We start from the raw sequence: 14,201 nt of genomic DNA, 5'->3' as shown, positions 1-14,201 counted from the left end.
GCCGGCCCCGCCGCCGTGTCAGAGCACGGCGTCGAGGAGGAGCGCGCCCGCGCCCAGCAGCGCCACGTCCTTGCCCGCCCGTGCCGGAGCGATCTCCAGGTCGCGGGTGGCCAGCGGCAGGCAGCGCTCGTACACCGCCGCCCTGATCGCCGCGATCAGCGGCTCGGCCGCCGACAGGCTGCCCCCGACGGCGATCACATCGGGGTTGAAGAAGTTGACGAGCACCGTGAGGACCTCGCCGATCAGCCGTCCCGCGCCGCGCACCAGGCTGGTCGCCTCCGGTACGGCGTCGCTGACCAGCCCGATGATGTCGGCCGGCCGGTCCACCACGATCCCCGCCTCGGCCAGCGCCGACATGAGCGCGGCTCCGCTGGCGTACGCCTCCAGGCAGTCGGGGTGGCCGCACGAGCACATGACCGACGAGTCGGTGCGCACCCTGACGTGGCTGATGTCGCCCGCCGCGCCCCTACCCCTGTGCAGCCGGCCGTTGACGATCACGCCGCACCCTATGCCGGTGCCGGTCTTGAGCACCATGAGGTTGTCCGAACCAGGCCACGAGCGGGCCTCGCCGACGGCCATGAGGTTGGCGTCGTTCTCCACCAGCACGGGCAGGTCGTAGCGGGCGCCCAGATGGTCGGCGACCGGGTAGTTGTTCCATCCGGGCATGCGCGAGGGGCCGACCACGCGCCCGGAGGCGGGGTCCACGGGCCCGGGGATGCCGGTGCCGACGCCGCGGAGCGGCATCCCGGGGGGCGCGTGCGTGCGCAGCAGGTCGTCGAAGGCGTCGGCCATCCAGTCGAGCACCGCCTCGGGGCCCGCCGAGATGTCACACGTTCTCTCCTGTACGGCGAGCGGCGCCCCGCTCAGGTCGAGCAGGCCGAGCCGCACGTGATGGGAGCCGAGGTCGGCGACCGCCAGCAGTCCCGCGCTCGGCGCCAGCCGCAGCCTGCGCGGTCTGCGCCCGCCGCGGGAGGTGCCCGAGCCCTCCTCGACCAGCAGCCTGGCCTCGAGGAGCTCCTCCACCCGCAGCGAAACGCTGGAGGCGGCCAGGCCGGACAGCCGCGCCAGATCGGCTCGTGACTCGGCCTGGCCGGTGGCGACGAGCCGCAGCAGACCCCCCTGCGCCCCCGTCACGGGTAGCCGCTCTTTGCCAGACATGAGCAGATGAATACCATGCTTTACCTTCGTACGACAATGTGTTGACTTATCGCGAAATCATCCATTACGGTCCGCTTTATCTTCGATATCGAAGGAAGTGTCACGGGATCTCCACCAGGCTGCCGTGGCGGTGGGAGGGTTGGATGATTCGGGTTCGAGGGCTGAACAAATGGTTCGGCCGGCATCACGTGCTGCGCGACATCGATCTCGACGTCGCTCGTGGCGAGGTCGTCGTGGTGATCGGCCCGTCGGGGTCGGGCAAGTCCACGTTGTGCCGCTGCCTCAACAGGCTGGAGACGGCGCAGCAGGGCGAGATCCTCATCGACGGCGCGCCCGCCCCGCTGGAGGGCCGCGAGCTGGCGAGGCTGCGCGCCGACGTCGGCATGGTCTTCCAGTCCTTCAACCTCTTCCAGCACAAGACCGTGCTGGAGAACGTCACGCTCGCCCCGATGAAGGTGCGCGGCACCGGCCGTGCCGACGCCGAGAAGACCGCCCGCGAGCTGCTCGACCGCGTCGGCATCGGCGAGCAGGCGGGCAAGCTGCCGGGACGGCTGTCCGGCGGCCAGCAGCAGCGCGCGGCGATCGCCCGCGCGCTGGCCATGCGGCCCAAGGTGATGCTGTTCGACGAGCCGACCTCCGCCCTCGATCCCGAGATGGTGGGCGAGGTGCTGGACGTCATGACCGGCCTCGCCGCCGACGGGATGACCATGGTCGTCGTCACCCACGAGATGGGCTTCGCCCGCAGGGCGGCCGACCGCGTGGTGTTCATGGCCGACGGCCAGATCGTCGAGCAGGGCGCTCCCGCGGCCTTCTTCGACGACCCCCAGACGGACCGGGCCAGGGACTTCCTGGCCAAGGTACTCACTCACTGAAACGCAAGGGATGGTGCCCATGAAGAAGATGGTCGCTGTCGTCGCCGTGTCGCTGCTCGGCCTCGCCGCCTGTTCCAGCACGGAGTCCACAGGAAGCCCCGCCGTACCAGGGGAGGCGAAGCCCGCCGCCGCCGGCGAGCTGCTCGCCAAGGCCCCCGTCGCCGACGCGGCCGCGATCCTGCCCGGCTCGACGATGGAGAAGATCAAGAAGCGCGGCGAGCTCATCGTCGGCGGCTCGCTCGACGCCCCGCTGCTGTCCCAGCAGAACCCGGTCAGCGGCGAGGTCGAGGGCTTCGACGCCGACATGGGCAAGGCCCTGGCGAAGTACATCATCGGCGAGCCGAAGGTGAAGATCGTCAACTCGGCGTCGGAGACGCGTGAGGCGCTGCTCAGCAACGGGACCGTGGACGTCGTCTTCCAGACGTACACGATCACGCCGGAGCGGGCGAAGCAGGTGGCGTTCGCGGGGCCGTACTACACCTCAGGCCTCACGATCGCCGTCAAGAAGGGGACCACGGGCATCGCCAAGCCCGAGGACCTCAACGGCAAGAAGGTCATCGCGGGCGCCAACACCCCGGCCATCCCCGCGATCAAGAAGCTGGCCCCGCAGGCAGAGATCGTCACGTTCGGCAGCGACCCCGAGTGCATGCAGGCGCTCAAGCAGGACCGCGGCGTCGCCTACGTGCAGGACGAGACGCTGCTGGTCGCCAACGCGCAGAAGGACCCGTCCATCCAGGTGATCGGCAACCCCTTCACCCAGGACCCGTACGGCATCGGCCTCAAGCACGGTGACGACCAGTTCAAGACGTTCGTCAACGACTGGCTGAAGAAGACGCAGAGCGCCGGCGTCTGGCAGCAGGCGTGGAAGAACTCCATCGGCACGGTCGTCCAGGGCGAGGCCCCCGCCCCGCCGCAGATCGGCTCGGTGCCGGGTTCCTGATGTCCGTCCTGCTGGACCACCTGCCCGAGCTGTGGCAGGGCCTGGTCGTGACGCTCCAGCTCACCGTCGCGTCGTTCATCGGCGCGGCGGTGCTCGGGGTGCTGATCACCGCGATGCGGGTGAGCCCGGTCGGCGTGCTGCGCGCCATGGGCACCGCCTACGTGGAGACGTTCCAGAACCTTCCCCTGCTGGTCCTGCTCGTGCTGGCCTTCTTCGGCCTGCCCGAGATCGGGATCAAGGCGGAGCCGCTGCTGACCGCGATCGTGGTGATCTCGGTCTACGAGGCGGCCTACATCGCCGAGGCGCTGCGCTCGGGCGTCAACGCGGTCGGCAAGGGCCAGGGTGAGGCGGCCAGGGCGCTCGGGCTGACGTTCAGGCAGTCGCTGTGGCACGTCATCCTGCCGCAGGCGCTGCGCACGGTCGTCCAGCCGCTCGGCAACATCCTCATCGCGCTCACCATGAACACGGCGCTGGCAGGCGCGATCAGCGTGGTCGACCTGACGGCCGAGGCCAACAGGGTGAACCTGCTGGAGGCCCAGCCCATCCCCATCTTCGTCGGCGCCGGCCTGATGTACGCGCTCATCGCCTCCTGCGTCGGCTTCGTGACAGGACGTCTTGAGCGGAGGCTGGTGATGGTCCGATGAGCGTCCTGTTCGACGAGCCTGGACCGCGCGCCAGGCGCAGGATCCGCGTCGCCACCGTCCTGGGCGTCCTGGCCGCCGTCGCGCTCGCCGCGCTGGCGATCCGCCAGTTCGCCGCCAACGGCCAGCTCGCCTACGAGCGCTGGCAGCCGTACGCCACCTGGCCCATGTGGCGCTACCTGCTGGACGGGCTGGGGTCGACCGCGCTGGCCGCCGTCGTCGCCGCGGCGCTGTCCATGGCGCTCGGCCTGCTGCTCGCCCTCGGCCGGCTGTCCGAGCGGCGCTGGGTGCGGCTGCCCTCCGCCGCCTACATCGAGGTGGTGCGGGTCGTCCCCGCGCTGCTGCTGGTGTACGTCGTGCTGTTCGCGCTGCCCAAATACGGCCTCGACCTGCCGCTGTTCTGGAAGCTCGTGGTGCCGCTGACCGTCTCGAACGCGGCCGCCTTCGCCGAGATCTTCCGCGCGGGCATCCTGTCCGTCGAGCGCGGGCAGACCGAGGCGGGCCTGGCCGTCGGGCTCACCCGCCTCCAGACCATGCGGATGGTCGTGCTGCCGCAGGCGGCCCGCAGGGTGCTGCCCTCGATCGTCAGCCAGTCCGTCGGCCTGCTCAAGGACACCTCGCTCGGCTTCGTGGTCAGCTACGGCGAGCTGCTCTACTCGGGCAAGGTCCTGGCCGCCTACAACGGCCTGCTCATCCAGACCTACGTGGTGGTGGCACTGATCTACCTCGTGGTCAACGCCTCGCTGTCCAAGCTCGCCAGGGTGCTGGAGCAAAGGAGCAAAGCCCGTGCCTGACTTCGCCCCCCTCGCCGAGGTCGTCCGCTCCGGCTTCGTCGAGAGCGTCCACTACGGCAGCGCCGTCGGCCTGGGCCCCGGCGGGGCCGCCGAGGTCGCGCTCGGCCCCGTGGACGCACCCGTCCTGCCCCGCTCGTCGGCCAAGCCGTTCCAGGCGCTGGCCTGCCTGGTGGCGGGCGCGGCCCTGCCGGGCCCCCGCCTGGCCATCGCCGCGGGCAGCCACACCGGCGAGGACTTCCACGTCCGCCTGGTCGCCGAGCTGCTCGAGGACTACGGGCTCGGTCCCGCCGACCTGCGCTGCCCCGAGGACTGGCCGGAGGACGAGGCCACCCGCCACCGGCTGATCCGCGAAGGGCTCGCCAGGACCTCGGAGCGGATGAACTGCTCGGGCAAGCACGCCGCGATGCTCGCCGCCGCCGTCGCCAACGGCTGGGACGTCGCCTCCTACCTCGCCCACGACCATCCGCTGCAGCTGCGGGTGAGGGCCGTGGTGGAGGAGCTGTCGGGGGAGAAGGCCGCCGCCGTGGCCGTCGACGGTTGTGGCGCGCCTCTGTTCGGGCTGTCGCTGACGGGGCTGGCCAGGGCGGTGCGGGCGCTCGTGCTCGCCGCGCCCGGCAGCGCCCCCCGACAGGTGGCCGACGCGATGCGCGAGCACCCCGAGTACGTCGGCGGCACCGGGCACCAGAACACCGAGCTCATGCGGGCGATCCCCGGAGCGGTCGTGAAGGGTGGCGCCGAAGGCGTGCTGGTCGCGGCCCTCGACTCGGGGCACACGGCGGCCGTCAAGGTCATCGACGGCAACCCCAGGGCGACGTCGGCGATCGCGCTGTCGGTGCTGCGCCGCATGGGATGCGACGTGTCCGGTGCCGAAGCCTTCTTGACGATCCCGGTGCTGGGCGGCGGAGTGTCCGTGGGGGAGATCCACGCGGTGTAGATTGGCGACGTCATAGTTCCCAGCGCCGGTCGGTCGGTGGAGTGCGCTGGTCTGTTCGGCATGTCCGAGCGGACCGCATCCTCCGAAAGGACCGACCTTGCACATCGACTACGACCACGAGAGCCGCGCGATCGTCGAGGCTTTCTTCGACCGGATCGAGGCCGACCTCGAGACGCGCGCAGCGGGCGCTCCCGCCGGGCTGGCCGCGCGGATGCGCGCCCTCCAGGCCGAGCTGGAGGCCGCCGAGACCGACCTGCCGGACGAGCCGGCGCGCTACAACCTCCGCTACACCTCCGCCGTGCTGGCCGCCTACCGCGTGCTCGGCGCGGCGGGCGTCGCCTCGGGACAGCCGCTGATCGAGTGGCTGTCCTCGGCCTTCGTCGAGCCGTTCGCCGAGGACGTCAAGGCGGGGACCAGGGCCGCGCTCGACGCGGCCCCCGACCCGTTCGCCATGATGGTGGCGATCGCGCGAGGCAGGGAGAGCGACGCGTTCGGCGCGCTGTTCACCTTCGAGCATCCGGTCGACGACGACGAGCGCTTCCACGCCGACGTGCGCCGCTGCGGGTACCACGACTACCTCGCGCGGCAGGGAGCTCCCGAGCTGACGGCCGCGCTGTGCGCGTTCGACAACAGCTGGATCGGCGCCATCGACCCGGCCCGCGACGGGTTCGCCTTCACCCGCGAGACCACGATCGGGTTCGGCGGCGACCACTGCCCGTTCCACTTCCACCGCACCCGATAGCGCCCGTCGTGGGTGAGGTCGGGCAGGGCCCGGCCTCACCCTCAGGGCGGCCGCGGCGGGTCATGAGGCGACGATGCGGCGGCCGGTGATCTGGGTGGGGACGATCCTGACGTAGAGCGTCCTGTCGCCACCCGCCCATGGGCGCACGTCGGGGCCTGTGGTGTCGTGGTGGGCGGGGCCCTGGACGAGCACGCTCCACCCTTCCCTCGTCGCCTCGTCGATCCTGTCCACCTCGAACCCGACCTTCCGTTCGACCCCTTCGATCCCGGTCCGCAGGTCCTCGTCCATCGGCCCGCCGTACGCGGTGCGGAAGACGATCGTCCCCTCGTCCATCCGGTAGTTGACGGGCACCACCGTCGGCCCGCGCAGGCCGTCGAACGCGACGCGCCCCACCCCGCCCGGCGCGATCAGCCTGATGCACTCCTCGCGCGAGAGCGTCTCCAGCCGCGGAGCGGCAGACGGGGGAGCGCCTCCCTGCGGCTGGTCGAAGCGCTCGCCGAGCAGGTCCCTTGCCGTGGTGCCCAGGGCGTCGGCCAGCCGCAGCAGCGTCTCCATGCCGGGCGCGGCCACCTGCTCCTCCAGGAGCCGCAGGTAGCCGGGAGCGAGCTTGGCCCGCTCGGCGACCTCGTCGGTGGTCAGTCCGAGGCGTTCACGGTGGTAGCGGACCCTGCGGCCCAGATCGCTGGTCATCGGCTCCTCCTCGTCATCCGGTACGGCTGACGCTACGAGCCTCCCCGCGGGCGCGCCACGGCCGTCGGACCTGCGTCGAAGGGACCTGTGGACGTCGCGGACGGGACCTTCGGCCCTGGCCCGCGGCCCGGATCGCGTGACGCGCCTGCCGCGACACCGTGGGAGGTGACGGCCGTGCAGGCTGAAGTGATCCGCGCGGCGCCTTCGAGGCCTTCCCCGGCGTCCGCCGCCCGCTGGAGGAGGTTCTCGGCTGAAGGACCAAAGTCCCTGGACGCTCGGGCCGTCCGGCACTGCCGGGCCGGTCGTCGATGCGGTGTGCTGGACGGAGAGCGCAAGGAAGGACACCATGGTCACGACCGACAGCACCGCCCAGACGGACGAGGGCGCCGAACAGGAGCGGCCGTCCAGAACCGTCGACTATGTCTGGGCGATCGCCCGCATCGCCATGGGATGGCTGTTCCTTTTCACCTATGTGGACAGGACCTTCGGGCTGGGCTTCGCCACCCCCGCCACCAAAGCGTGGATCTTCGGGGGCAGCCCGACCGCCGAACTCCTGAGAGGCGGCATCTTCGCTTCCCTGGCAGGGCAGCCCTGGGTGGACGCGCTGTTCTTGCTGGGACTGCTCGGCCTCGGCCTCTGCCTCATGCTCGGCATCGCCACCAGGGCGGCGGCCGTGGCCGCCGGGATCACGCTGATGATCGTGTGGGTCGCCAAGCTGCCCGTCGTCGCCACACCGATCGTGAACGAGCACGTCATCTCCACGATGGTGCTCGCGGCCCTGGCCATGGTCAACGCGGGGAACACCCTCGGCATGGGCAGGCTGGTCGGCAGGTCGTACCTGAAATAGACCAAGAAACGCCCACCGCCTTGAGGTGGGCGTTTTGCCGTACCAGTGAAAAAATCTCAGATGTGTCCAACCCGCTGATGCCGAACATGCGTCTGGACGAGCTGTTGGCGGAGCTCCAGGTACGGCTCGACGCCGTGCTCGCGACCCGCGACAGGGTGCACGCGCTGCTGGACGCGGTGGTGTCGGTGGGCAGCGATCTGGATCTCGAGACGATGCTGCGCAGGATCGTCGAGACGGCGACCGACCTCGTGGACGCCAGCTACGGGGCGCTCGGCGTGGTGGGGGCGGAGCGCACGCTGCTCCAGTTCATCCCGGTGGGGCTGAGCGAGGAGGAGATCGCCAGGATCGAGCACTGGCCGCATGGTCTCGGCCTGCTCGGGCTGCTGATCAAGGACGCGCGGCCGCTGCGCCTGCGCCTCATCTCCGACCATCCCGAGTCGTACGGCTTCCCGCCGGGCCATCCGCCGATGGGCACCTTCCTCGGCGTTCCGATCAGGGTCCGCGACGCGGTGTTCGGCAACCTGTACCTCACCGAGAAGCGCGGCGGCGGCGAGTTCGACGAGGAGGACGAGGCGATCGTCATCGCGCTGGCCACCGCGGCGGGGGTCGCGGTCGAGAACGCCAGGCTGTACGAGGAGTCACGGCGCAGGGAGACCTGGCTGCAGGCCTCCTCGGAGATCACCACCAGCCTCCTGTCCGGGGCCGAGCCGCACGACGTGCTGCGCATGCTCGCCTCGAGCGCCCGCAGGATGACCGACGCCGACGTCGCCACTGTCCTGCTTCCCGACGCGTCGGGCGACACGCTGACGGTGGCGGTCGCGGAGGGCGAGCACAGCGACGACCTGCACGGCGCCGTCTTCCCTGTGGGCGAGGGCGCCGTCGGCGCCGTGTTCGCCAGCGGCGAGTCGTGGGTGGAGACGAGCCTGCGCAACTCCTCCTGCCTGGATGAGCCTGGGCTGCTGGTGGCGCTGGGCGCCGCGCCGCGGGTGCGCGGCGTGCTGGCGCTGTTCAAGCATCCCGGCAGGATGCCGTTCACCGGCGCGGACGTGGAGATGCTCGACGCCTTCTCCGGGCAGGCCGCGGTCGCGATCGAACTGGCCGAGACGCGCAAGGACGCCGAGCGGCTCGGCCTGCTGGAGGACCGCGACCGTATCGCCAAGGACCTGCACGACGTGGTCATCCAGCGGCTCTTCGCCGTCGCCATGACGCTGATGGGCGCCGTGCGGCTAGTCGAGCGTCCCGAGGCGGCCGACCGCGTCCAGCACGCCATCGACGAGCTGGACGAGACGATCAGGCAGATCCGCTCGACGATCTTCGCTCTCCAGGGGCCTCGCGAGTCCACGTCGCCGACCCTGCGCGCCCGCATCGTCGATCTCGTCGAGGACGCCCGCGGCCACCTCGGGTTCATGCCGGCCCTGCGCATGGAGGGCGCGCTCGACCACCAGGTACCCGAGGCGGTCGCCGACCATCTGATGGCGGTGCTGCGCGAGGCCCTGTCGAACGTGGTCCGGCACGCCAAGGCGACGAGAGCGGAGGTCTCCGTGGAGGTGGCCGACGGCATGCTCACGCTCGTGGTGGAGGACGACGGGGTGGGGACGGGCGCGAGTGGACGTCGCAGCGGCCTGCGCAACATCGAGGAGCGGGCCGCTCAGCTCGGCGGCACGATGGAGCTCGAGACGCCGGTCACGTCAGGGACGCGGCTGTGCTGGAGGGTGCCGGTGTGATCCTGCGCCCCGACACCTGCTCGATCCGCACCACGATGTAGTGGTCCCCGTCGCCCGGCGCCCACGGGCGCAGCGGCAGCTCGGCCAGCCGGGCCAGCTCCGCCTCCTCGTGCACGGCACGCGACTGCCCCACGGCGGTGACCGACCAGCCGGTGCGGCTGGCGAGGTCGAAGTCGTCGGCCTCGAAGGCCACCACGGTACGCCTGGTCGCCGCGGCGAGCTTCGACCCGGCGCCCGTCCTGATCACGATGTGACCTTCGTCGAGGCAGAAGGCGACCGGCTGCACCGCGGGCAGCGCGCGGTCGGTGAACACGATCCGCCCGATCTCCGCGGACGACAGCAGCGCGAGGCATTCCCCATGGGAGAGCACCTCGAGCCCGGAACCGTCGACGGCCCGGGGGGAGGGACCCGTCATCGCCCGCGGTCCGCCTTCATCCTGGCGGCCATGGCCGCGACCTGGGTACGGCGTTGCAGGTTCAGCTTGCCCAGGAGGTTGGAGACGTAGTTCTTGACGGTCTTCTCCGCCAGGTGGAGCCGCTCGCCGATCTGCCGATTGGTGAGCCCCTCGCCGATCAGCTCAAGGATGTGGCGTTCCTGCTCCGACAGCGCGCGTAGTGGGTCCTTCCTGTCGGCCTGCTCGCGCAGCCGCTGCAGCATCGCCGCGGTCGTCTGCGGGTCGAGCAGCGACTGCCCGCCCGCCACCGTGCGCACCGCGCCGACCAGGTCGGAGCCGTGGATCTGCTTGAGGACGTAACCGGCCGCCCCCGCCATGACCGCCTCGAAGAGCGCGTCGTCGTCGGCGTAGGAGGTGAGCATCAGGCACTGCAGCTCCGGCAGGGCGGAACGGACCTCGCGGCAGACGTCCACGCCGTTGCCGTCGGGCAGTCGCACGTCCAGCACCGCCACGTCCGGCCTGAGCGCGGGGATACGGGCGATGGCGGAGGCGGCGGTCCCCGCCTCGCCGATCACCTCGATGTCGTCCTCCGACTCCAGCAGAGCGGCGACGCCCCGCCGCACCACCTCGTGGTCGTCGAGGAGGAACACACGAATCATGCTCCGACGCTATCCTTCCTCCGCCCGCCCTGGTAGGGACCAAAGTCCCAGAGCTCCACCCGGCGGGGGCGCGGCGGCGGATACGATCCGACGATGGAGCGGGACCGCTGGCTGGAGTACCTCCATGGGCGCCACTCGCCCGCCGTGTTGCGCGCCTGGGCCACGTCGCTGGCCTACTTCCGCTTCTGCCGCGCCGGCGGAGGCCATGCCGGCGACGGCGACCGGCTGTTGCTCAGCCTGCGCACCGGGACCGAGTCCGACCTGCTGGCGGTGATGTCCGCCCTCGGACTCTCCGCCGTGCGGCTGCCCGACGACAACCCTCAGCCGGTGGCGGGCAGGGCGTACTCCGCCGCCGACTTCGCCGCGTTCGTGCCGTCGATGCCGCGCTTTCCTCACCTCGCGCAACCGGGACACGTACTGATCGCGGATCAGCCCGCCCATGTCTGGTCGGCCGCGCAGGTGCTGATCGTGAGCCTCAGTGACCAGCGGAATCCCTACGAGGTCACCGACGCCACCGTCGAGAGCGCCAAGAGGATCGAGCGCCTGCTCGGCCCCGTCGCCTCGCGCGTCGTCGACCCGCCACAGGACAGCCACCACTGCGTCTGCCCCCGCTACTACCCGGAGTTCTGGGTTTCCTGACCCGCGTCCTCGCGTTCTGTCCATGTGTGGTGCCATGCTGCCCACAATCGAGGTTGCCATGACGCCATGATGGCGTCATAGTGGTGCCATGGACCTCGCGCCATACATCGACCGGCTCCGCAACGAGCTCGCCATCGCCGCCGAGGCGGGCGGCGAGGACGCCCGCGTCCTCGCCGAGCGCCTCCTCGCGCCCCTGGACTCCGCCGCCAGGCTCGTCCTCCTCGAGGCGCTGTCGAAAGCCTCCGACGAGATCACCCGCGACCTCGCGCCGGGCTCGGTCGAGATGCGGTTGCGCGGCCGCGACCCCGGCTTCGTCGTGACGCCACCCCCGGACCCCCAGTCCGGACCCACCGTCCCGCCGGCTCACTCCGGCACGCCCGACACCGACGAAGGCGGCACCTCGCGGATCTCGCTCCGCGTTCCCGACCCGCTGAAGCACCGCATCGAAGCGGCCGCGAGCGGCGAAGGGCTGTCGGTCAACGCCTGGCTCGTCCGTGTGGCCGCCACCGCGCTCGACACCCACGGCATCGCCCGCCGCCACGTCGGCTGGGCACGCTGACCCCCACCCCTCACCCGAAAAGGATCCGCATTGTCCGCACACGCTGGTCGAGACCCCCGCCGCTGGTGGGTCCTCGTCGTCCTCTGCCTGAGCCTGCTGGTGCTGGTCATCGACACCACCGTGCTCAACGTCGCCATCCCCTCCCTCATGACCGACCTGGGGGCCACTCCCTCCGACATCCAGTGGATCCTCAACGCCTACGTGCTCGTCTACGCGGGCCTCCTGCTCACCACGGGCAACCTGTCCGACCGGTACGGCAGGCGACGCTTCCTGGTGATCGGCCTGGCGCTGTTCGGCGGCGCGTCGTTGCTGGCCACCCTGGCGGCCGAACCGTGGCAGCTGATCGCCGCACGCGCCTTCATGGGCGTCGGTGGCGCCATGTTGATGCCATCGACGCTGTCGATCCTCATCACCACCTTCGAGGAGGACGAGCGGCGCAAGGCCATGGCCGCATGGAGCGTCGTGGCGACCGTCGGCGTGATCGGCGGGCCGACGCTCGGCGGGCTGCTCATCGAGCGCTTCTCATGGGCGTCGGTGTTCCTGCTCAACGTCCCCGTCGCGGTGATCGCGATCGTGGCCGCCTACGCGCTCATGCCCGAGCGGCGCGGCCCCGAGCGCAAGCTCGACCCGCTCGGCGTGTTGCTGTCGACCGTCGGCCTGACCGCGCTGGTCTACGTCGTGATCGAGGCTCCCCACCAGGGCGTGAACGTGCTCATGGCGGTGGTCGCCGCCGTCACCCTCGCGATCTTCGTGCTCTGGGAGCGCAGGACGCCGCACCCGATGCTGCCGCTCGAGCTGTTCAGGAGCCGCGACTTCAACGGGGCGTCGTTCTCCATCCTGCTGATGTCGTTCGGCGTCGGCGCGGTGATGCTGATGCTCACCCAGTACCTGCAGTTCGTGCTCGGTTACGGGGCCACGCAGGCGGGTCTCGGGCTGCTGCCGTACGCGGTCGCCGCCACGGTCTTCAACTACGTCGGCGTGGCCCTCGGCCAGAAGGTCGGCAACAGGTCGCTGATCGTGGCGGGCATGGTCGTGATGGCGGCCTCCTTCGTGGTGCTCGCCATGACCGGCGGCTACTGGTCGATGTTCGCCTCCATGCTGATCATGGGGGCGGGCGGCGGGCTGGCGGGACCGGCCGCCTACACCACGCTGATGGGCGCGGTGCCGGTCGAGCGGGCGGGCGCCGGTTCCGCGCTGAACGACACCATGCAGCAGGTCGGCATGGCGCTCAGCATCGCCGTCCTCGGCAGCGTCCTCGCCGGGGTCTACACCGCTCAGATGCCGGAGTCCGCGCCCACCGCGGCCCGGGAGTCGATCGGCCAGGCGGTGGTGCTGGGCGACCCCGGGCTCCTCGCCGCCGCCCGCGCCGCCTTCGGCTCCGCGATGTCACTCGGCTCGTGGGTCGGGGTCGTCTGCTGCCTGCTCGCCGGGGCGCTCGCGATGAGCGTGCTGCGCCGCACGGCTCCCGCGGCCGGACCGCTCGCCACCACTGAGGAGGAGAGCAAGGCCACCGCCTGACGACCGCCTCCCGCTGCCCCCTCGTGCCCGGACGCCGCCGCGCCCGGGCACGAGGGCGTGCCGCCGCCGGTCAGGAAGCGCCCTGCTGCTCGGGCACGTGCGGCCGGATGGGACGGCGTGGCGGGCGGTCAGCGCCGGGGAGCCAGGCGGAGGGCGACCTTGCCGCCGGACAGGGACAGGACGCGGATGCCGATGCCGTTGACCGAACCCGTGGTCCCGGCCCCGGGCTGCGCCTGCGAGGTCACGCCGGGGCCGGTGCCCTTGACGCGGACGTAGTCGCCGGTGAAGGTCGCGGCCCCTCCGTTAGAGCGGTGCGGCAGGGTTTGCGGCAGTTCCCAACCTTCTGTCAGAAGCGGGGTTCCCGTCGATCCCGGCTCGGCCCGGCCAAAGGGTGGGGCGGCCAGGGTGGGCGGAACAAGCCGCTTTGGGAGGCGGTGCGGCATCGTGCGATGATGGCCGCGCCATGTCAGCCACGATGCCGCTACGAGCTCTGCGGGCCGCCGCCTTCGCCGCGGTCTCGGTCCTGCTCGGCATCGTCGCCCACACCTTCGCCGGCGGGTCGGTCTCCACGCCGGCCGTCCTGCTCGCGCTGCTGCTGGCGTTCCTGCCCGCGCAGGCGCTGGCCGGGCGCGAGCGGTCGCTCGTCACGATCCTCCTGATGCTGACCGCCTCCCAGGCGGTGCTGCACGTGCTGTTCTCCACGGCCCACTCCGTCGAGCCGGTCGCCGTCGCGCACGGGCACGGCCAGTCGGGGTTGGTGCCGGGGCTCGGCATGCTGGTCATGCACGGGTGGGCGGTCGGGCTGACGGCACTGTGGCTGTCTCACGGCGAGGCGGCACTGTGGGCGCTGCTCAGGCGGCTGGCCGTGCGCCTGCTCTTCGCGCTGCTGGTGTTCGTCGACCCGGCGAGCCGTACGGTCATCCTCGCCCCGGCCGAACGGCCGGTGATCCTGCGCTGGATCCTGCTCGGCCATGACATGGGCAGGCGCGGCCCTCCTGGCGTCACTCGCACCGTTACCGCCTGACCTCGCCGTTCGAGCGTCAGCGCTGGTCACCCCTCAGGGGTGCTCCTCGGCGTTCCCCGCGTATGG

At 71.3% G+C, this 14,201-nt stretch carries 17 protein-coding genes; 12 read left to right on the top strand and 5 right to left on the bottom strand.

Features of this window, described 5'->3' with window-relative positions; translation table 11 throughout:
* Positions 1–18: 18 nt before the first annotated feature.
* Positions 19–1,158 carry an ROK family transcriptional regulator gene (locus ACFSKW_RS01235; RefSeq protein ID WP_379568176.1) on the bottom strand — a complete coding sequence of 380 codons (1,140 nt, stop codon included), beginning with the start codon at positions 1,156–1,158 and terminating at the stop codon, positions 19–21.
* A gap of 143 nt (positions 1,159–1,301) precedes the next feature.
* Here ACFSKW_RS01235 and ACFSKW_RS01230 point away from each other — a divergent pair, with 143 nt between their 5' ends.
* The 6 genes from ACFSKW_RS01230 (at position 1,302) to ACFSKW_RS01205 (ending at position 6,081) form a co-directional block, all read left to right on the top strand.
* Positions 1,302–2,030, top strand: coding sequence for an amino acid ABC transporter ATP-binding protein (locus ACFSKW_RS01230; protein WP_379568174.1), 729 nt, complete (start codon positions 1,302–1,304; stop codon positions 2,028–2,030).
* Positions 2,031–2,049: 19 nt separating this feature from the next.
* Positions 2,050–2,970, top strand: coding sequence for a glutamate ABC transporter substrate-binding protein (locus tag ACFSKW_RS01225; protein WP_379568172.1), 921 nt, complete (start codon positions 2,050–2,052; stop codon positions 2,968–2,970).
* Entirely contained in the window at positions 2,970–3,614 is a 645-nt protein-coding gene (locus tag ACFSKW_RS01220; protein WP_379568170.1) for an amino acid ABC transporter permease, read from the top strand. The genes ACFSKW_RS01225 and ACFSKW_RS01220 overlap by 1 nt, the downstream gene beginning before the upstream one ends.
* A complete protein-coding gene (locus ACFSKW_RS01215; protein ID WP_379568168.1) occupies positions 3,611–4,405 on the top strand; it encodes an amino acid ABC transporter permease in 795 nt (264 codons plus the stop codon). Before ACFSKW_RS01220 ends, ACFSKW_RS01215 begins: the two co-directional genes overlap by 4 nt.
* The gene (locus ACFSKW_RS01210; RefSeq protein ID WP_379568166.1) at positions 4,398–5,339 is read left to right on the top strand and encodes an asparaginase; all 942 of its coding nucleotides are present in this window, start codon (positions 4,398–4,400) and stop codon (positions 5,337–5,339) included. Before ACFSKW_RS01215 ends, ACFSKW_RS01210 begins: the two co-directional genes overlap by 8 nt.
* Positions 5,340–5,436: 97 nt before the next feature.
* Complete coding sequence (locus ACFSKW_RS01205) at positions 5,437–6,081, top strand: L-2-amino-thiazoline-4-carboxylic acid hydrolase (protein ID WP_379568164.1); 645 nt, start codon at positions 5,437–5,439, stop codon at positions 6,079–6,081.
* Positions 6,082–6,141: 60 nt separating this feature from the next.
* Here ACFSKW_RS01205 and ACFSKW_RS01200 read toward each other — a convergent pair whose 3' ends face one another.
* Complete coding sequence (locus ACFSKW_RS01200; RefSeq protein WP_379568162.1) at positions 6,142–6,771, bottom strand: helix-turn-helix domain-containing protein; 630 nt, start codon at positions 6,769–6,771, stop codon at positions 6,142–6,144.
* Between the two features lie 346 nt (positions 6,772–7,117).
* Between ACFSKW_RS01200 and ACFSKW_RS01195 the strand changes: the two genes are divergently transcribed.
* Together ACFSKW_RS01195 and ACFSKW_RS01190 are read left to right on the top strand one after the other, a co-directional pair.
* Entirely contained in the window at positions 7,118–7,618 is a 501-nt protein-coding gene (locus ACFSKW_RS01195; protein ID WP_379568160.1) for a hypothetical protein, read from the top strand.
* 77 nt (positions 7,619–7,695) lie between these two features.
* Complete coding sequence (locus ACFSKW_RS01190) at positions 7,696–9,342, top strand: sensor histidine kinase (RefSeq protein ID WP_379569167.1); 1,647 nt, start codon at positions 7,696–7,698, stop codon at positions 9,340–9,342.
* Here the strand turns inward: ACFSKW_RS01190 and ACFSKW_RS01185 are convergent.
* Positions 9,302–9,757: a pyridoxamine 5'-phosphate oxidase family protein gene (locus ACFSKW_RS01185; RefSeq protein WP_379568158.1), complete on the bottom strand. Its 456-nt coding sequence runs from the start codon at positions 9,755–9,757 to the stop codon at positions 9,302–9,304. The genes ACFSKW_RS01190 and ACFSKW_RS01185 overlap by 41 nt on opposite strands.
* On the bottom strand, positions 9,754–10,395 hold the full coding sequence (locus ACFSKW_RS01180; RefSeq protein WP_379568156.1) for a response regulator: 642 nt from the start codon (positions 10,393–10,395) through the stop codon (positions 9,754–9,756). Before ACFSKW_RS01180 ends, ACFSKW_RS01185 begins: the two co-directional genes overlap by 4 nt.
* Before the next feature lie 93 nt (positions 10,396–10,488).
* Between ACFSKW_RS01180 and ACFSKW_RS01175 the strand changes: the two genes are divergently transcribed.
* The 3 genes from ACFSKW_RS01175 (at position 10,489) to ACFSKW_RS01165 (ending at position 13,111) form a co-directional block, all read left to right on the top strand.
* On the top strand, positions 10,489–11,034 hold the full coding sequence (locus ACFSKW_RS01175; RefSeq protein ID WP_379568154.1) for a hypothetical protein: 546 nt from the start codon (positions 10,489–10,491) through the stop codon (positions 11,032–11,034).
* A gap of 88 nt (positions 11,035–11,122) precedes the next feature.
* Positions 11,123–11,593: a hypothetical protein gene (locus ACFSKW_RS01170; protein ID WP_379568152.1), complete on the top strand. Its 471-nt coding sequence runs from the start codon at positions 11,123–11,125 to the stop codon at positions 11,591–11,593.
* Between the two features lie 30 nt (positions 11,594–11,623).
* Positions 11,624–13,111, top strand: a complete 1,488-nt coding sequence (locus tag ACFSKW_RS01165) for an MFS transporter (RefSeq protein ID WP_379568150.1) — start codon at positions 11,624–11,626, stop codon at positions 13,109–13,111.
* 128 nt (positions 13,112–13,239) lie between these two features.
* On the opposite strand, the gene ACFSKW_RS01160 is transcribed toward ACFSKW_RS01165, so the two are convergent.
* Positions 13,240–13,554: a hypothetical protein gene (locus ACFSKW_RS01160; protein WP_379568148.1), complete on the bottom strand. Its 315-nt coding sequence runs from the start codon at positions 13,552–13,554 to the stop codon at positions 13,240–13,242.
* 20 nt (positions 13,555–13,574) lie between these two features.
* Here ACFSKW_RS01160 and ACFSKW_RS01155 point away from each other — a divergent pair, with 20 nt between their 5' ends.
* A complete protein-coding gene (locus ACFSKW_RS01155; protein WP_379568147.1) occupies positions 13,575–14,135 on the top strand; it encodes an MFS transporter in 561 nt (186 codons plus the stop codon).
* Positions 14,136–14,201: the final 66 nt, after the last annotated feature.

Origin of the sequence: Nonomuraea mangrovi, assembly GCF_042681425.1 — a bacterium.
GTDB lineage: Bacteria > Actinomycetota > Actinomycetes > Streptosporangiales > Streptosporangiaceae > Nonomuraea > Nonomuraea mangrovi.
Note: the sequence above shows the minus strand (reverse complement) of the source record. Positions and strands in the feature narration are given on the sequence as shown.